Here is a 19,486-nt window from a genome sequence, read left to right as displayed (position 1 = left end):
ATGGGCGCTCTATCTTTTAAAGAATTCAAACCAACTGTTTACTTCCTTGGTAAATTCGTCGGACTATATATAGTATTGAGTTTACTATATGGCATGTATATAACATCGTATCATCCAAAACCGGATCCTATAACGCAAGTGGTTTCAAACCACTCAGCATCTGTTTTAATCGGATTGGGAATGAATGTCATCACTGAAAATTCGATGACCAAACCTACAACCACGCTTTTTTGTGATGGAAAGCGTATCGTCTCTGTTTATGAAGGATGCAATGGTATCAACGTAATGATTGTCTTTATCTCCTTCATTATTGCCTTTGGACCTTTTAGTAAAAAAATGATCTGGTTTATTCCCGTGGGATTCATACTTATACATTTGATAAATCTGGGAAGAATCACCATGCTTTTTTGGGTAGCGCGTAACAGACCAGACTATATGTACTTTACTCACAAATATTTCTTTACGGCGATAATTTATGTTGCTGTTTTGGTTTTATGGATTTGGTGGGTGAGGATTTCACCCACCACGATATCTCAAAAAAAATGAGGTTACGCATTGTTATAGGAATACTTTCAGCCATTGGACTCGCTTTGGTTTTTCTCTTTCAACGCATTAATGTTGCAGAAATTTTTAATTTGACCAACAGCAGCATTCATCAGTTTATTATTAACAGAACCATTCGTTTTTTGCTAAACGATTTGTTGACTATCGGATTGATTTATGCTTTATTCTACGAGAGAAAGTATTTGATCTTTTCTTTCTGGGTACAGGGTATAGGAATTATCTTTTTTCTGATCCCATACTTTGTGATGAAAATATACTATCCAGATTATAATGGACCACTACTTTCTTTTTTGCACAGGCTGATTTTGAATCCAACGCTATTGTTGTTACTAATCCCTGCGTTTTACTATCAAAAGAAAATTAATACAAAGGATACTTTCAACTAACGAATATTACACTCTAAACATGAATACAGAAAAAATATACCTTTCATCTCCCCATATGGGAGGAGACGAAATTAAATTTGTGAATGAAGCATTTGATGCAAATTGGATATCTCCTGTGGGGCCCAATATAAGTTCTTTTGAAGAGGAACTTGCAGCTTATAATTCAGTAGGTTACTGTGCTGCACTTTCATCGGGTACTGCGGCAATTCACCTTGCTCTCATTATTTTAAATATAGGAGCCGGAGATGAAGTGTTATGTTCCAGCTTTACCTTTTCTGGTTCTTGTAACCCCATCCGGTATCAGGGAGCTATACCTGTATTTGTTGATTCAGAAGCTGACTCCTGGAATATGGATCCCGCATTGCTGGAAGATGCAATAAAAGATCGTATCGCGAAAGGTAAAAAGCCGAAGGCTATCATTGCTGTACATCTCTATGGAATGCCTGCCAGAATGAACGCGATCATGTCGGTTGCCAAACGGTATGAGATACCTGTAATCGAAGATGCTGCGGAAGGATTAGGTTCTACATATTTTGAAAAGAAACTTGGTTCCTTTGGCGACTTTGGAATTTATTCTTTTAATGGAAATAAAATCATTACAACTTCCGGAGGCGGAGCTTTGGTGGCTGCCAACAAAGATTGGATAACCAAGGCAAAATTCCTGGCTACACAAGCTCGTGATCCTGCTCCACACTACGAGCATACTGAGATTGGGTATAACTATAGATTGAGCAATGTATGCGCTGGTATCGGAAGAGGTCAGCTTCTTGTGCTCAATGAAAGGGTACAGCAACGCCGAGAAGTATATAACTTTTATAGACGGGAGTTGTCTGACATCAAGGGAATCAGTTTCCAAAATGAAATTGAAGGAGCATTTTCCAACCGATGGCTCACAACAATATTGATTGATCCAACTCAAAGTGGATTCGACCGTGAGCAGTTGCGTTTAGCACTCGAAAAAGAAAATATAGAGAGCAGACCGCTATGGAAGCCGATGCATCTTCAGCCTGTATTTAAATCATTCCCGTCTTTTTCTTCCGGTGTTTCTGAAAGGCTCTTTGAATCTGGGTTGTGCTTGCCGTCCGGATCGAATCTTACAGTGAAGCAATTGTCAGGGATAGTGGCAGTGATTAAAAAACTGTCTGCTATAAGCTAACTCAGAGTTGTGCAAACAATCAGTGTTTAAACTTATTTTGTAGTTCATTTGGTATTATACTATTTGTAGAGATGGTAACTTCTTTAGTGGTATAAACATCCTTGTAAATTTTTATTACTTGGATGGTTCCGCTAACTTTAGATAGAATCAGATACCCGCTACTCTATGAATAAACTTACCTGCTTTAGCGTGGTAATCAGTTTTATACTGATTACCACTTGTTCGCTTGCCCAGACTATAACTTCAAATCAAGATGGGCTTTGGAATGATGCATCGACCTGGGCTGGAGGCATAATCCCGACTACGGCCAACTCCACAGAAATAATTGTCAATCATAACATATCCATACCTAGTGCATATTCAGTTACTGTCGATGGTATGACCGTGAATGCTGTGGTTACAATTAACACGGGTGGAACCTTAACTATACTATCGGAAGGCAGCCCGGGATTTTCTCAGAACTATATATATGGCACGTTAGTTCGACAAGACAACTCAAACTTAACGGGTACTACCGGCAACAATTTAGTCTTCGGGGCAGGATCGGTATATAGTCATCTTTTTACAACCACACAGGGATCAATACCACTTGCTTCGTGGCATGTTAATTCGACTTTACAGATAGAAGGCTATACTACATTCACAGTAGGGAGTGCGGGAGGTAATTGGTCGCAATCATTTGGCAACGTTGTTTGGAATTGTCCACTGCAGACGGGCACTTTTAATATGAATGGATTACTGACTTCTGTTGCAGGTAGTTACAGAGTATTAAGTACAGGTACAGGCGTTTTTCAGATGGCCACTACGCAGAATCCCACCATAGCTATTGGAGGAAATTTAACGGTTGAAGGAACGTCACGTGTACGCTTGTCAACAACCGGAGCTGCGCCAGGCACTATATATAATGTTACCGGAGATTTTATTTATACTTCAACAAATGCCACAGGTTCAGATCTTACCACTTCCGGTATTTGTACTATAAATATAGGCAGCGACTTCAGCATGAACGCACCTGGAGGCCTTCTTGCTGTTTCGAGAAATGGCACAGATGTTTTAAATATAGCCGGTAATTTTGAACTCATAAGTGGAACATTTTCAGAAGTAGGTGTCGGTAGCGGAAGTATTAATTTCGTTTCACCAGGTGTGGATCATACGTTCTTGAACACAGGCACCATAAGCAATGTCAGCCTATTGAATTATAGTATACCTGCTTCACATTCTTTGCGATTGATAGGAGAGTCTCAAATGATGGGAGGTAGCGGAAGCTCGCTGACTGTCAGTGGAACTGTTATCGTTGAATCGGAAAATGCCACCGGGGCGATTGTTACGGGCTCATCAAGTGGTGTGGGCAATATTCGTGTAGCCAATCGTATTTTCAATGCTGGCTCGCGTATAGTATATGGAGGATCAAATCCCCAATTTATAGGAGCAGGCCATACTTCAACTTCTGGTGTTGATACCGAAATCAATAATGCTTCAGGTGTATCGATCGAGCTCGGTGCACTCACCTCCTTAACATTGGGAAATGATTTATACGTGACCACTGGAAATTTGAACATTGGTAATGACAATCTTGTTGTTCCGGGAAATGTATACCTCACGGGCGGTGACCTGTTATTGAATACAACAACGCTGGAACGGACACTTCAAATCGATGGCGAGATAAGTCTCACAGGAGGAAGTATAAATGTCAACAGTGGTGATGCGGATGCAATCCTGGTTGTTAATGGTACGATCAGCGGATCAAACACAATAGCTTTCAATGGTGATAACAGCAACCTTGAGATTAATGGATCGGGTACTTTGGGTATGGATTTTCCTGTTGCCGGCGTGACGTCCGTTGAATCCATCTCGGTTGATAGGATGGATGCTACTATAGCTTTCTCAAATGATCTTACCACATTGGATCTGACAATTGTTAATGGAAGCGTTGATATGAATGCCGCGTTGGTTATTCTGGACGACCTGAACCTTGCCACTGGTACAACCCTATATATTGAAGACCACTCCCTTGACTTACAGTCTCAATTTAATAATACACTTTCGGGAGGCGTGATTTCTTCAAATGCTACTTCAACCATTACAATTACAGGCACTGGTACAGTAGGTACGCTGTCATTTTCTCCGACAGGCAATGTTTTAGGTGCGTTTATTTTGAACAGGTCAACCACTGGAACATTGGTAACATTAGAAAGTCTGCTGACTATATCGAATACCTTTACACTTACAGATGGTATATTTGATAATATATCTGGATTAACATTTGGCAACGGTGCTACGGTTACCAGAAACTCTGCGGCATCCTTTACAGGAACCAGCGCTATTCCTTTAGGAGGCCCCTATAATCTAATATATACCGGTGGTACAATGTCAACAGGAGCAGAGGCGCGTGGTGTACTCAATGCTGTTACCTGTAATGCTGGTACTATAACATTAACTACTGCATTGAATGCTTCCGGTATATTTACCCTTACATCTGGGACATTTACCAGTGGTGCCAATACAGTTTTGGTTACTTCATTGGTAATTTCTGCAGGAACTTTTAATGCACCCAGCTCAACACTGTCACTGTCTGGAGACCTCACGAATAACAGTACATTTAATCGAAACAACGGAATCGTTAATTTTAATGGCACCTCTTCTATACTTGGGACGTCCAATCCTTCTTTTCAGAACATCGTTATAAGCGGGACATTGACATCACCTACCACGCTGAATATATATGGTTCTTTCACTAACAATGGTTCCTTTGTAGCAGGTACTAATACAGTAGCTTTCCTGGGAACAGCAGGTGTAACTCAAGTGGTTAGCGGAAGCAGTGTAACAACTTTTAATAACGCGACTGTAGCAAACACCACGGCCAGTCCTGATCTTCGTATAGAAAATAATCAAAACTTACGGGGTATACTAACGCTGGCAGCCAATGCAACGATGGACGCTGATGGCGCAGCAGATACAGCCGTCTTTACTTTACTTTCATCTGACGATGATCCGTCAGTGGATGCAGCCATTGGCATTCTCTCGGGCACTTCCCAGGTTTTAGGGAGTGTAACTGTACAACGGTATATGTCCATTGAAGGCGGAAGTAATAGTCCAACTTTTAACAACGGAAGAATATACCGGTATATATCTTCACCTGTTCAGAATGCCATTGTTCAGGATATTCAAGGTGAGATCCCGGTTACGGGTTCTTTTACAGGTACAAGTGTCTGCTCCGGATGCGGTACCTTTCAGTCTATGTTTTCGTATAGTGAATTGACCGTTACCGATACAAATGGCGATGGTGTTAATGATTCTAATGATGGCTATCAGGATTTTCCTGTCAATGGTAACAAAGAAGTTTTGGTAACAGGAAAAGGGTATACATTATTTATACGCGGAAATATATCCCCTATATCAACTCGGGGAAATGCTTTATGGGATGTACGAAATCCAATCAATTCGGGAACCGTTAATTTCTCGCCGTTGGTTTCCTATACGTCTTCTGGCAATAATGCAAATGACGGTTGGAACTTAGTAGGTAATCCCTACCCTTCTACGATCGATTGGGATGCCGCTACGGGCTGGACAAAAACGGGCCTGACAAATACTATATACATGGTTGACAACGCAGTGAGTCCATTTATATATGCAAGCTATAACGGCACGATTGGTGTTAACGGAGGAACAAGGTATATACCATTAGGACAGGCTTTCTTCGTGAAGAGTAACGGTGGGCCGATTACGTTTAGTGCCACGGAATCTGTTAAGGCACCAACAGGGCAGGGGACTTTCTTCAGAGAGTCGGCACCAGCCAATGTGTTACGCATTACTTTGCGCCAAGGTGCTACCCGTGATGAAACGGCTATTCACTTTCGTGACGATGCTACCGAACAATTTGACGACTATGCTGATGCTTTTAAGCTTCAAAATAATGCTTTGAATCTTTCAACTTCGCTTGACGATGGCACAAAGATTTCCATTAATTCATTGCCTGCTTTAAGTTGTAATAAAACCATCAGACTTAATGTCGACAATGTAGAAGCAGGTTCCTATAAACTTGATTTTACGGAGATTGAATCGTTCACGAATAATGTTCTTATTTCTCTTTCCGATAAATTTACTGGTGCCAGCATTGATGTTAACACAGTAAGAAGTTATGAGTTCGCTGTAACCTCTGATCCAAAAAGCTTTGGCTCCGATCGATTCGAGATTACTATTTCACCCTCCTATACGTCAGAATTTTCTTTGTCAACAACGAAGAATAGTTTCTGTAAAGGAGAAGGTGTATCCATATACCTGAATAATACTACTTCAGCCTATAACTACGTTGTTACAATTGGAGATGAAGAAGTATCCAGTCAGGCAGGAAACGGAAGTACGCTTGAAATAAGCGTTCCAAAAGAAAAGCTTGTAATTGGCGCCAACATTTTAGAAGTAACGGAAAAGACCTCAAAATGTGAGGGGCTTATCAAAAAGCAGGTAACGTCTCTAAATGTTGAAGAAATTCAACAAGCGAATATCTCAATTGAGGGAGGAAATGTATTAGTCTCTAATTTTGAATCAGGAAATACGTGGTACTTGAATGGCACGATTATAGGCGCTGAGAGGCTTTTGAATGTCTATGAATCAGGTGAGTATCAATTAAAAGTAACGCAGGGTAGCTGCATTACTGTATCAAAACAAGATATCACTATTAAAGGATCAGAATCTGACTTATCTTTGGAAGGCTATCGTATCTACCCTAATCCGGTTTCTTTAGGAACCATGTTAGTTGTGGAAGCCAAAGAATTAAATGCCACTGAGTTACCAGTTGTAAACTCCATGGGCCTTGTGATCGGAAGAGTTTTAATGCAACCCAAAGAGGGGTATGGATACATTGGAAAATTTGATTTGACAGAGTTTCCTTCAGGAGTTTACTTTGTTAGTATTAAGAATAAAAATAAAATAAAGATTTTTAAGGTTTTGAGCTTAAAATGATGCGGAGAATAAAATTTACACTTGTCTTACTAGTTATATTTTTTGTAGGAAGTTTCACTCTCGTAGCACAGCCGGGCAACCCGCAGACAACGGATCCTGACGCTGCTGTCCCTATCACAGGTCTTGAATGGTTAATTGCTGGAGGCTGTGTTTTGGGATTAAAAAGATTTTTGGGCTCCAGAAAACTTTCCTCAAAGGAATAGGGGAGAGTGAAGTCTTTATAGAAGAACTAAAAATTACGCCTTTGTTTCAGGACATCATTAATCGACTCACCTTTCTGCCCAGATGGGTTATAATACTTATTGATTTATCGGTAATAGCCTTGTCGTTAGGGTTAGCCTTTTTCATGAGGTTTAATTTCAATGTCAATACGATCGACATGTTCGATCCGTCCTACAGCATTCCGATTGCTTTATTTATCTCACTTATTTCTACTTTGCTGACAAAGTCCTATGCCGGAATTGTAAGGTATACAGGTATACAGGACGCAGTGAGAATTCTATATACGGAATTTTTGAGTTTGTCATTTTTGATCATCTTAAACTTGATTTACTTCTACAACGTTGGGAAGAATCTTATTCCATACTCTGTTCTGTTTATTTCATTCTTTGTTTCTTCATTACTTCTATATCAATATAGATTAATTGTTAAAAGTGTTTTTAGTTACTATAAATCAAGTTTCCCTAATAAGATTCCTGTGTTGATTTTTGGTGCAGGAGTAGCTGGTTTTTTAACAAAGCAAGCGATCGAAGCAGACATGACCGGCCAATATAAACTTATTGCATTTCTGGATGATGACGTTAAAAAGAATCGTAAGGATATTAATGGAACCAAGATATATAGCTACGATAAGTTGCCTGAGCTTGTATTGAAGCATAAAATAAAAAAGATCATTATAGCTGTGAAGAATCTTTCCATCGAGCGGAAAAATGAAATAGTAGATGATGCTTTAAATCACCTCATCCGCGTAAGCTATGTTACCTCATTCGACAAGTGGTTACGAAATGATTGGGATGTAAAAGAAATCCGCGATGTAAACATTGAAGATTTACTCGGAAGAGAAGTTATCAAACTTGATAATAAGAGCATTGAAACAGAGATAAGCGGTAAGGTTATTTTTATAACAGGAGGTGCAGGATCTATAGGTTCTGAACTCGCTCGCCAAGTGTTGAGCTACAAGCCTCATACACTTGTATTAATTGATCAGGCTGAGTCTCCGCTTTATGAAATCGAACGCGAGCTTCGAGCCAAGAATCAACAAACGAAGCTGTTTGTATTTGTTGCTAACGTCTGTAACAAATCAAGAATCCGGAAAATATTCAATGAGTTTAAACCACATACATTATTTCATGCTGCTGCTTATAAGCATGTTCCGCTAATGGAGAGTAATCCTTCTGAGGCGGTATCGGTTAATATATTTGGAACGAAGCTACTTGCAGATCTGGCGGTTGAATTTAGGGTTCAGAAATTTGTGATGATCTCCACGGATAAGGCGGTAAACCCTACGAATGTCATGGGATGTACAAAGCGTATTGCAGAGATCTATGTACAGTCATTGAACCGTCATCTGGAGAAAACAGGTATGGGCAAGACGTCTTTTGTAACCACCAGGTTTGGAAATGTCTTGGGATCCAACGGTTCGGTTATTCCGATTTTCAAGGAGCAGATAAAAAAGGGAGGTCCCATTACGGTAACCCATCCAGAGATAACCAGGTTCTTTATGACAATTCCGGAAGCATGTGAATTAGTTATTGAAGCCGGTGTTATGGGATATGGTGGAGAGATATTCATATTTGATATGGGCAAGCCCGTGAAGATTTTTGATTTAGCCCGAAAAATGATAAAGCTTTCGGGTAAGGAATTAAATAAAGATATAGAGATCGTCTTTACCGGATTGCGTGATGGAGAGAAGTTGTACGAGGAACTTTTAAGTGATCAGGAAAATACGATCCCTACACACCATGAGAAGATTCTAAAGGCAAAAGTATCGGAGTATCAATACGATGAAGTTTGTCGAAACCTTGATTTACTGGAAGAGTTTATAGACGATAAAAATGAGCACAAAATGGTAACGCTTATGAAGGAAGTTGTTCCTGAATATAAAAGTAGTTACTCGAGGTTTGAAGCTCTTGACATCGCTCACTGAGGTATCTCACTCACTCATCTTATATAATTGCATGGCCTTTTAAGGTAGTTCACCATCACTTGGCATCCATATACTATACGAGGCAATAGTCCCCAATTCGAGTATAAATGAAAAAAGTGTAGCGGCTAAATAGTAGTCACTACACTTTTTTTCATTTATATGCTAAAGTAATTATGGCCTGTTGTAATAATACTTCCTCTTCTTGTTATATAGCTTCCGCTGAGAATTATTAAACAGCTCTTTTCGTATATAGTATTGGACAGTAATATTTGCCAGGAAATATCCATCATTCTTTTTCGGATTACCTCTTACACCTGCTTGAGTCGGATTAGCGGGCTGGGTTCCTATCTCTACTCTTCGATCAGAAAGCGCTCTGGATAAATCACTCTTTAAAGTTGAAGCGTCAGGATAACGCCTTACACTAACATCATCCATGTAATCGGTAAATGTTATTCTGTAACCGCCATCTACTAAGAGGTTGAAAAAAGGGTCTAATTTAATCCTAACTCCTAAACCAACCGGAATAACAGGTGTGATCCTGCTGTATTTCTTGCCTTCTGTTTCTAAAGGAGCAAGTGCATATTTCTTACCCTGATATTCAGCCTTTGGATTGAAGTAAAGAAGCCCAATACCTGCAAACGCATGAAGATTTAGCTTGGATCGTTGATAAAACCTAAGTCCCATTGGACTTAGATTCACAACGCCAAGCGCGCTTAGCTCGATGTTGTTTGAGGTAAAAGAGAGGTTTCTTTCTTGTCTATCATCATCTGCTTTTGAGTCATCTCCAGATACCTGAAAGAAAGTTAAATTGGCCCGAACGCTGATTCGACTATGAACATAGTACTCAGCATTAGCAGCAATATTGAATTTCAGTATTCCAAACTCTCCTGGATTAACCATCTCACCATAGTAGTTGGCAGTTCCAGATCCCAATCCAACCAAGAAGTTTCTGTTCTTTCTTACCGCATAGAAACTTTGAGCATCGGCACATTGAAGCCCAACACCAGTAATAAAAGAAGATATAACGAGGAGTCTTTTAATTGATCGCATTACGGTCAAAGTTTATACAATATAGGAAATTTGCGAAGTAATGGAAATTCCTATGCCAATACCTCCTTTACTCGTTGTGCTGCGTCTTTTAATAGTATAGCGGAGAATACTTTCAATCCTGATTGCTCTATAATTTTAGCTCCTTCTTCTGCATTTGTTCCTTGCAGGCGAACAATGATCGGAACCTTGATGTCACCAATCTTCTTGTACGCTTCCACTACGCCATTGGCTACACGGTCACAACGAACAATACCCCCGAAAATATTAATGAGTATAGCTTTTACATTCGGATCTTTAAGGATAATTCTGAAACCAGCTTCTACCGTCTCAGCGTTTGCTCCACCACCCACGTCAAGGAAGTTCGCAGGCTCACCGCCGGAGATTTTAATGATGTCCATCGTAGCCATTGCTAAGCCAGCTCCATTTACCATACAGCCAACGTTCCCGTCAAGCTTCACATAGTTCAAACCTGCTTTGCCTGCCTCTACTTCCAATGGATCTTCTTCTGTGATGTCACGCAACTCTGCCAGATCTTTATGACGATATAATGCGTTGTCATCTAAATTTACTTTGGCATCAACAGCCAGTATTTTATTATCAGATGTTCTTAATAAAGGGTTGATCTCAAACATCGATGCATCCAATCCTAAGTATGCATTATAAAGTGAGTGAATGAATTTCACACCTTCTTTGAAAGCATTTCCTTCCCATCCTAATGCGAAAGCAAGCTTACGTGCCTGGAAAGGTTGTAAGCCTAACTCCGCGTCAATCCATTCTTTTATAATTTTTTCAGGATGATTTTCAGCCACTTCTTCGATGTTCATTCCACCTTCGGTAGAGGCCATAATTACCGGACAACCTTTTGAGCGATCCAATAGAATGCTCATATAGTATTCCTTTGGTTCTACTTCACCTGGATAGTATACATCTTCAGCGATCAATACCTTGTTAACTTTTTTACCTTCAGGTCCGGTCTGAATTGTTATTAGCGTACCGCCCAAGATAGCTTTTACTTTTTCAGGAACTTCATTTATACCTTTTGCAAGAACAACGCCTCGTGAGCCTGTTTCTTTAACTGTACCTTTTCCACGACCACCCGCATGTATCTGAGATTTAATTACAAACCACTTCGTGCCGGTCTCTGCTTGTAATTCTTTTGCAGCAATGATTGCATTGTCAGGAGTATCTGCTACAATGCCCCGTTGAACGGCCACACCATATTTCTTCAGAATTTCTTTCCCTTGGTATTCGTGAATGTTCATTGAATTTTTTGTTTTGGGCGAAACTAGCGTATTTAAAGCTTTATTTCAAAGGAATCTATATAATTAGCGATGTTAAGAGCTATACAGGTTGAAAAATCCTACGGTCAGCTGCAGGTGCTGAAGGGAGTAGATCTCGAAGTCCATCAAGGAGAAGTAGTTGCCATTGTTGGCGCCTCTGGTGCTGGTAAGAGTACTTTGCTACATATTCTGGGGACGCTTGATATACCCGACAAGGGGCAAGTCTTCATTCACGACAAGAATGTTTTTTCGCAGTCGTCCAGGAACCTGGCAGCCTTCCGGAATAAATCCATTGGATTTGTCTTTCAATTTCATAACCTGCTTCCGGAATTTTCTGCGCTTGAAAATGTACTTATACCTGGATTGATAGCGAGCACCTCGGATGAACGAGCGCTCCGAAAACGGGCAGAAGATTTATTGGTAATGCTGGGACTTGGTTCACGGATAAACCATAAACCTTCTGAACTTTCAGGAGGGGAGCAGCAACGAACCGCGGTAGCCAGGGCGCTCATCAATTCACCAGCTATTATACTCGCGGATGAACCAAGCGGAAATCTGGATTCAAAAAATGCGCTGGAACTCCATTCCCTTTTCTTTCAACTGCGCAAGGATCTGAAGCAAACGTTTATCATTGTTACTCACAATGAAGAATTATCGAAGATGGCGGATAGAAGGATTGAGATAAAGGATGGAATTGTAAAACAGTAAAGAAAGAGATCGAATAAGATCGGGAAGTATATAAATAAAGAAAGAGAAAGCCCCTCACAACCAAACCCCCAGTTCGTGGCTTTCTCTTTCAACCTAAAAGCAGACAGGTTAGGAGTAGACTGCTTATTTCTTTATTGGATTGATAATACAAATGTATAGCAGCGGAAGAAACTGATTCTTGCAGAGAAAGGAAAGATGGCAGAAGTGTAAGGTGAACGATAATTCTGCAGAAATACCGATTATATAGTATAGAATTTAGAGTTGCAGGCCGTAATCTTACAACTAACCTACTTCAAGGTGGTGCTTAAAGAAATAATTTAATGGGCGAAAATTTCAGTTTGAACATCTTCTGCTTCCATTAAGCCTTGGTCGTTGATATTGAGAAGCTTGACGTGTTTCAACTCATTGATCAGAATAGGATCATACTTCGCTGAAACACGAATATAGTTTTCTGTGAAGCCATGCATCATTCCATTCTCTATATCATTTTCAAACAGCACAGTTGAATTTCTGCCGAGGTTTTCCTCGTAAAACTTTCTTCGCTTTTTATCTGAAAGTATATGGAGCATTTTAGAACGATCAGATCGTTGGTTTCCAGGCACCGTTCCCGCCATAGAGGCAGCAGGTGTATTCTCGCGCTCTGAATATGTAAATACGTGGAGGTAGGAGATGTCTAGTTCATTTAAAAATTTATAGGTCTCCAGAAAATCTTCCTGGGTTTCGCCCGGAAATCCTACAATCACATCTACACCTACACAACAATGTGGCATAAGCGCTTTAATCTTTGCAACACGCTCTATATATAGTTCGCGCAGATATCTTCTACGCATAAGCTTCAGAATTTTGTTAGACCCTGATTGTAAGGGTATATGAAAGTGCGGAACGAATCTTTTGGATTGTGCTACAAATTCAATGATATCATCTGTTAAGAGATTCGGTTCTATAGAGGATATTCGAAAGCGATCAATGCCCTCAATGTTATCAAGTGCTTTTATCAGATCTATAAAACGCTCAACGCGTTGTCCTTGTTGAATACCGAAATCTCCGGTGTTCACTCCAGTCAATACAATCTCCCGTACATCAGTCTTCGCTATATCTCGTGCTGTTGAAAGTATATTTTCAATACTATCACTGCGACTGCTTCCTCTCGCTAAAGGTATAGTACAGAACGTGCAAGAGTAGTCGCATCCATCCTGTACTTTAAGGAAGGTGCGCGTGCGATCATTGATCGAGTAGGAGGTGTTGAACTTGGTAGCCTGGTCAACTTCAGAGGCAAAAACTTCTGGCTGTGGTTTTCTAACGAAACCATCCAGTAATTCAACGAGTCTGAATTTTTCTGCCGCTCCCAGTACTGCATCTACACCTGGAATTTCAGAAATCTCTTTTGGTTTTAATTGAGCATAACAGCCAATGATGGCTACGTATGCATCAGGAGAAATGCCTCGTGCTTCGCGTACAATCTTGTGACATTTCTTGTCGGCATTTTCGGTAACCGAACAAGTATTGATAATGAAAATATCAGGAGTGTCGGTAAAATCGACCTTCTTATAGCCTTTTTCTTCGAATGCCCTTGAAATAGTGGATGTCTCTGAATAATTCAGCTTGCAGCCAAGTGTATAAAAAGCAACTTTTTTCATGATCAAGCTGCAAAGATAGAAAATGTAAAGTGTTTAGGTGTTTACGTTGCTGGTAAAAATAGATTGCTCCAAAAACGTAAACACCTATGATTATTAGACACTTAGCAGGTATTCTTCAACACCTTTGATTTTTTTATCCAACTGTTGATCAACTTTTTCGAATTCATCGCGGGATGCTAAAGGAGCATTCACGCTAATGTAGAATTTTATTTTAGGTTCGGTCCCGGATGGGCGCACCGAAACTTTAGTGCCATCTTCAAGATAGAATTGAAGTACATCTGACTTCGGAAACTCCAGATCACTTTCTTTGCCGGTCAGCAAATCTTTTTCCTTCAAGAGTTTATAGTCTAACAGACGAACCACGCGACTGCCAATGATTTCCGCTGGAGGGTTGTTTCTGAATTTCTCCATCATCGCTTTGATCTCTTGTTCTCCTTGCTGTCCTTTTTTAGTTACGTTAAGAAGACCTTCTTTATAGTATGCGAACTCTACATACATATCGATAAGCCAGTCATACATAGACTTGCCTTCATCGGTAGCACTTGCCGCCATCGCAGCAAAAAATGCGCACGATGAAACTGCATCTTTATCGCGGACAAAATCACCGGCCATGTAGCCATAGCTTTCTTCACCTGCAGCAACGAACTTCTTCTTGCCATCGAACTTGCCCATTAACTCTGCTATATACTTAAATCCCGTAAGGGTATTATAGCACTCTACACCAAACTTGGCAGCCATAGTATCGATCAGTTCTGATGTAACAATCGTCTTGGCGATATAGGCATTGTTCGTTTCTTTCAGGTTTTTCATGATGAAGTACATCATCAGACTAAACGCCTGGTTGCCGTTCAAAAGAATGAATTCGCCATTAGATTTACGCACGCCCATTCCAACACGATCAGTATCCGGATCGGTAGCCATTACCATGGTGGCATTTACTTCTTTTCCTTTTTTAATGACCAACTCCATCGCAGAAGGTTCTTCCGGATTCGGAGACTTAACCGTTGGGAAATCTCCATCCGGTTCTTCTTGTTCTTTTACGACATGAATGTTGGTAAAACCGATTTGCTTCAAACACTCGGGCACCATAGTTATACCGGCACCATGCAGGCTTGAGTATACCAGTGGAATGTTCTTATGTTTAGCGATCACCTCGTGATTGGGGATGATCTTCTTTACTTCCTCGTAGTAAGCTTGCTCAACTTCTTCATCAATAAGATGAATGTTCGCCAGTGTAGGTTTGAACTTTACCTGGTCGAATGATGTGATGGCTTTTACTTCTTCGATGATGTTTTTATCGTGAGGAGGTACAACCTGGGCTCCATCATTCCAGTATGCTTTATACCCATTATATTCTTTCGGATTATGAGAAGCGGTTATCACCACACCTGAATCACATTTCAAATAACGAATGGCAAACGAAAGCAGGGGAGTGGGGCGAAGTTCATCGAACATATATACCTTGATGCCATTGGCAGAGAAAACTCCTGCGACAATTTCTGCGAAGTAACCGCTGTTGTTCCGGCTGTCATGCGCTATGGCAATGCTGATAGGTTTGCCCGGAAATGTTTTATTCAGATAGTTCGCCAGTCCCTGAGTAGCCACACCAACGGTATACTTGTTCATGCAGTTTGAACCAACACCCATTATACCGCGAAGTCCACCGGTACCAAATTCGAGGTCTTTATAAAAACTATCGATTAATTCTTTTGGGTCCTGTTTTGTCAACAGGGCTTTGATTTCAGCTTTGGTTGTATTGTCAATAGCGCGACTGTTAAGCCAGGTCTCTGCTTTTTCCTGCACGTTTTGAAGTAACTCACTCATGATCTTTTTTAGTAAGGGCGTAAATTTATCACAAGTTTTTACAGACGCGATGTGTTTCCTCACTCATTTTTCAATTTCCTGACCAGCGGCAAGAAGTCTAAAAGTTTTGGAATCGTTATCAAGTTGCAATCCCCATCGATGTAGCAACGGATGTTCGAGTGACTTCTCTCTATACTCATCAGGCGACATAATGGGTACGCCATAGATGATCGGGTAATACCGATTACACTGCGTGCAGGTTAAGATACCTTCCAGAATTGTATCCTGTTCTTGTTTAAAGACCTTAAGCTCAAGGTCGTGTTTATCGAAAGGGCAGGCGAGTTTTTGCAGAAGCGAAGTTTTCATGGTAAGTAATGGATGTATATAATTATAATTTACTTTGACTTCAATTCAAGCTTGAAGTGGCGCGTTGCCTGCGTAGGATCATCTGCTTTAAGGATGGCCGAGATTACAGCAACGCCATTGATACCGAGGGGTAGTAAATCTTTGATTAAGTCTGGCGTTATACCTCCGGAGACAAATATAGGAGCCGAGGTTTTTTGTCTCGTCTCGCGAACGACTTCCGGGCGAACGATCTCACAAGTTCCGGCAGATGCTGAAGGAAACATGGAGCAGAATGAAAGATAGTCTGCATAGTCGATGCCCCACTGAATACGCTCTGCATCATTACCACAGGTTATGCCGGTTAAAAATGGTCGATCGATTTCTCGCTGGATGGATGCCCAGTTTAATGGAACGCTATCAAAGTGCACACCATCCAGCATTGTATTCTTTAGCCACTGCCATTCTTCGTTGATGAATACCGGGACATTGTATTCATGGGCAACGACTATAATAGTGTCGATGAATGCTTTTTGATCCTGATGTTCTTGCCAGTGATTCCAGATTTGCAGCACATCTATACCTCCTGCAAGCGCAGCTTTAACTTTTGGAAAAACCGTATCAATACCCTCAGCCGGATTGACTACCAGATACACTCCTCCGTTAATTTGGTGTTGAATTTTAGATTTAACTTGAATACCCATAATCTGCTCACAATCAATTTTATATTATCGATCTATACATTATTTCAATCCCTTGTTCAGGGAATCAAAAAATGCATTCCAGTAAGGGTCAGCACCGGGATGCTGCAGGGGGCGTATACCCTGTGAGTTGTGAAGAATCAAGCCCTCTGAAGGTTCCGTTACCTTACCAATGATGGTTGCTTTTATGTTAGCGCTTCGCAGATGTTCGAGCAATAACGCTGCCTTATCTGCTTTCGCTGTGATGATCATGGAGCCTGCTCCAACGCAGTACATAGGGTCAATCTTAAACAGGTCGCCTATTTTTTTCTGGACTTTACCAACCGGTATAGCATCTTCTTCAACCACAATACCACATCCAGAAGCATGCGCGAGTTCAAAGATTGCACCGAGTACACCACCTTCCGTAACATCATGCATGGCGGAAATAGCATTTATATGACGATGAAATTCTCCGGCAGCGAGACCCGCTTCAACAGAACTTGTTTCATAAAACAACGCGGATGCTTGTTGTTGAACAGATGAACCATACGCCTCCTTTATCGTCTCCGGAAAACTTAAAGCAAGAATGGAAGTCGCGATCAATGCGCACTCTTTTGTCATGATCAACAGATCGCCTGGTTGCGCACCCTTACTGGTAATGATCTGTTCGCCTGGAGCGATTGTGATCATAGTGCCGCCTCCGGCTATAGTGGAATTGATTCCTTCGAAACGACCTGTATGACCTCCCGTGATGGCGATACCAAGCCGCGAACAAAACTCATGAATGTATTTCCAGTACTGCTCAAATTCGTGTACCCCTAGCGTTGCAGGAAGGTTTAAAGTAAACTGCGCATACTGGGGAGCAAAACCGGTGGTAGCCATATCATTGGCCATCAATTGAACCGATAGCCAAGCTGATTCGCGCAGGCCGAGTGTCGGGATCAGCGAAAGCGGATCACTTGTCATAGCCATAGCCAGCCCGTTGGGTAAGGTAACAATCGCTACATCCACTCCGTACTCCGGCCCTACGACTACTTCACTGCGTGTAGCGCCACAGAATGGAAATACTTTCTCTTTGAAGAAGCGATTTTGAATTTTTCCGGTGTCCGGGAAATCAGATTCCATCGATTAGGTGTGTTGAGTTGAATGTTCTAAGAATTGATCTTCACGTATAGCCCGAAGAAATCTCCGTAAGGCACTTTCCATTGTTGAACCGGAAACCATTCAGGAAGTCCTGTGCAATTCCATTCAAGTGTATAGTCTCTTCCGCGCAGCGCCTCTTCGATAATTTTTGTGAGCGTTGCCGGGGTATAGAAGGTGGCTGTTACGTAAAAAGGATTTTTACCAAAGAATTGCTGTACTCGTCTGCGGACAATCTTCGGAGAATTCCGGTTCATCATGCCAAACACTACTCCATGTTTACCAACTCGTGCCGCTTCACGAATTACCTTCACAGGATCTTTATAGTATTCGAAAGTAGTAATAAAGGCAACGGCATCGAACATGTTGTCTTTGAAGGGCATATAGTGTGAATCAGCAAGTACAAGATCACCTTTGAATAATTGTACACCCTGTCCCAACATGAAAGGAGAGAGGTCTCCTCCGGTTGCTTCAATTCCTATATCTTTCCACCACCGCGTGAAACGTGTGGTACCACAGCCAAACTCAAGAAGGGTTTCTATACGTTCATCCTTCTTGATAAGATCACCGATGATTTTCTTCTGCCAGATTTCCGCTCGCTTGTAGCGGCCTTCATACCAGAGTTCATAGGTGTCAGTGTGTTCGCGGTTGAAGAACCACTCTTTACGATTCTGCCATGATCGAAGGTTCTGCGTGACAAGGTTGAAAGACATAATTATCAGTTTAATGAAAATAAAAAAGCCGCATCCAAAAGGAATGCGGCTCAATATCTTATACCCTTAGCAGTAAAATCGAAGCTTGCATTCCCTTCGCTGGTACTAACCAGAATCAGGTTCCCCGGGTATAATCTCAGCTGTTTTTCACAGCACCCCGATGCGTTTATGTGTGCAAATGAAAGGCATAATGAAATCATATGCAAGAAGCTGGTTGGCACATTTTAAGTCATTCTTCTTCTCATCCTAAATCAGAAGGACTTTTGGTTGTTAAAAATGATGGTGGTTAATTGCGCCAAATTTGAAAGACGTATGATGTTTAAGCTGTTTCGTGCGGTGTGGTTTTTTTCGTTGCTGGGGGTATTGGGAGCCATGTTATATGTGTATGCTGATCTTCCCGAAAATGTGATTGTGCGACAGGAGGGAGTCGAAACCGTTTTACTGGCGCGGGATATTTTCTTCTATATTGTGCTGGGATTGGTCACGATCGTCAACGTACTGGTGTTCATAATCTCTGCTTTTTTTAAGCAAGAGCAATCTTTCAAGGCTTGGTTCACTGGATTGATCGTTACTCTCAATTTCTTTTTTATAGTGGGATTATTCCTGATCAATGCCTATAACAGCGATGAGCGTTTTGATTTCAGCCGCATCGGTTTTGTTATTTATGGAAGTGTTGGCTTGATCGTGGTATGGGCGATCAGCTGGCCGTTTATTAAATTTTTTACAAACAAAAAATCTAATTGATCAATTTAAATTGATCACATTTATAGTCTGTAATTCAGATGTTTAAGTTGGTTTATCTTATTCATTTTTATAGTTAAAGTTTTTATTGAATTACTTGAAGTGATTTTAAAATTCATGTTATTAGATGCTTATAGATTTTTGCTGAGGCGCCCGAAGCGCGATTTTTTTTGCTTCA

General features: G+C 40.9%; 15 protein-coding genes and 1 riboswitch. Of the genes, 7 read left to right on the top strand and 8 right to left on the bottom strand.

What is annotated here, in order from left to right:
- The 5 genes from xrtF to B5Y40_RS21250 all read left to right on the top strand — a co-directional run bounded on the left by xrtF (position 1) and on the right by B5Y40_RS21250 (position 9,211).
- Positions 1–546 carry an exosortase family protein XrtF gene (gene xrtF / locus B5Y40_RS21270; RefSeq protein ID WP_079688855.1) on the top strand — a complete coding sequence of 182 codons (546 nt, stop codon included), beginning with the start codon at positions 1–3 and terminating at the stop codon, positions 544–546.
- Complete coding sequence (locus B5Y40_RS21265) at positions 543–950, top strand: exosortase F system-associated membrane protein (protein ID WP_159453769.1); 408 nt, start codon at positions 543–545, stop codon at positions 948–950. Before xrtF ends, B5Y40_RS21265 begins: the two co-directional genes overlap by 4 nt.
- Before the next feature lie 19 nt (positions 951–969).
- The gene (locus tag B5Y40_RS21260; RefSeq protein ID WP_079688853.1) at positions 970–2,106 is read left to right on the top strand and encodes a DegT/DnrJ/EryC1/StrS family aminotransferase; all 1,137 of its coding nucleotides are present in this window, start codon (positions 970–972) and stop codon (positions 2,104–2,106) included.
- A gap of 165 nt (positions 2,107–2,271) precedes the next feature.
- A complete protein-coding gene (locus B5Y40_RS21255; protein WP_079688852.1) occupies positions 2,272–7,065 on the top strand; it encodes a beta strand repeat-containing protein in 4,794 nt (1,597 codons plus the stop codon).
- A 346-nt stretch (positions 7,066–7,411) separates the two neighbouring features.
- Positions 7,412–9,211 (top strand): polysaccharide biosynthesis protein, encoded by a 1,800-nt coding sequence (locus tag B5Y40_RS21250; protein ID WP_245840688.1) that lies wholly within the window; start codon positions 7,412–7,414, stop codon positions 9,209–9,211.
- A gap of 171 nt (positions 9,212–9,382) precedes the next feature.
- Here the strand turns inward: B5Y40_RS21250 and B5Y40_RS21245 are convergent, their stop codons facing one another.
- Positions 9,383–10,261 (bottom strand): DUF6089 family protein, encoded by an 879-nt coding sequence (locus B5Y40_RS21245; protein WP_079688850.1) that lies wholly within the window; start codon positions 10,259–10,261, stop codon positions 9,383–9,385.
- Positions 10,262–10,311: 50 nt separating this feature from the next.
- On the bottom strand, positions 10,312–11,523 hold the full coding sequence (gene sucC / locus B5Y40_RS21240) for an ADP-forming succinate--CoA ligase subunit beta (protein ID WP_079688849.1): 1,212 nt from the start codon (positions 11,521–11,523) through the stop codon (positions 10,312–10,314).
- Positions 11,524–11,592: 69 nt separating this feature from the next.
- On the opposite strand from sucC, the gene B5Y40_RS21235 reads away from it, so the two are divergent.
- Positions 11,593–12,249 (top strand): ABC transporter ATP-binding protein, encoded by a 657-nt coding sequence (locus tag B5Y40_RS21235; protein WP_079688848.1) that lies wholly within the window; start codon positions 11,593–11,595, stop codon positions 12,247–12,249.
- Between the two features lie 317 nt (positions 12,250–12,566).
- On the opposite strand, the gene mtaB is transcribed toward B5Y40_RS21235, so the two are convergent.
- The 6 genes from mtaB to B5Y40_RS21205 all read right to left on the bottom strand — a co-directional run bounded on the left by mtaB (position 12,567) and on the right by B5Y40_RS21205 (position 18,567).
- On the bottom strand, positions 12,567–13,886 hold the full coding sequence (gene mtaB, locus B5Y40_RS21230) for a tRNA (N(6)-L-threonylcarbamoyladenosine(37)-C(2))-methylthiotransferase MtaB (protein WP_079688847.1): 1,320 nt from the start codon (positions 13,884–13,886) through the stop codon (positions 12,567–12,569).
- A gap of 93 nt (positions 13,887–13,979) precedes the next feature.
- Complete coding sequence (locus B5Y40_RS21225; protein WP_079688846.1) at positions 13,980–15,710, bottom strand: phospho-sugar mutase; 1,731 nt, start codon at positions 15,708–15,710, stop codon at positions 13,980–13,982.
- Between the two features lie 63 nt (positions 15,711–15,773).
- Positions 15,774–16,055: a Trm112 family protein gene (locus tag B5Y40_RS21220; protein ID WP_079688845.1), complete on the bottom strand. Its 282-nt coding sequence runs from the start codon at positions 16,053–16,055 to the stop codon at positions 15,774–15,776.
- A 29-nt stretch (positions 16,056–16,084) separates the two neighbouring features.
- The gene (locus B5Y40_RS21215; protein WP_079688844.1) at positions 16,085–16,735 is read right to left on the bottom strand and encodes a thiamine phosphate synthase; all 651 of its coding nucleotides are present in this window, start codon (positions 16,733–16,735) and stop codon (positions 16,085–16,087) included.
- 39 nt (positions 16,736–16,774) lie between these two features.
- On the bottom strand, positions 16,775–17,839 hold the full coding sequence (locus B5Y40_RS21210) for an AIR synthase family protein (protein WP_079688843.1): 1,065 nt from the start codon (positions 17,837–17,839) through the stop codon (positions 16,775–16,777).
- 26 nt (positions 17,840–17,865) lie between these two features.
- Positions 17,866–18,567: a class I SAM-dependent methyltransferase gene (locus B5Y40_RS21205; RefSeq protein ID WP_079688842.1), complete on the bottom strand. Its 702-nt coding sequence runs from the start codon at positions 18,565–18,567 to the stop codon at positions 17,866–17,868.
- A 74-nt stretch (positions 18,568–18,641) separates the two neighbouring features.
- A riboswitch (TPP riboswitch) is annotated at positions 18,642–18,737 on the bottom strand.
- Between the two features lie 142 nt (positions 18,738–18,879).
- Here B5Y40_RS21205 and B5Y40_RS21200 point away from each other — a divergent pair.
- A complete protein-coding gene (locus tag B5Y40_RS21200; protein ID WP_143785868.1) occupies positions 18,880–19,311 on the top strand; it encodes a hypothetical protein in 432 nt (143 codons plus the stop codon).
- Positions 19,312–19,486: the final 175 nt, after the last annotated feature.

This window comes from Ohtaekwangia koreensis (genome assembly GCF_900167975.1).
Classification (GTDB): domain Bacteria; phylum Bacteroidota; class Bacteroidia; order Cytophagales; family Cyclobacteriaceae; genus Ohtaekwangia; species Ohtaekwangia koreensis.
The sequence above is the reverse complement of the archived record's forward strand: the minus strand, read 5'-3'. Positions and strand labels throughout refer to the sequence as shown.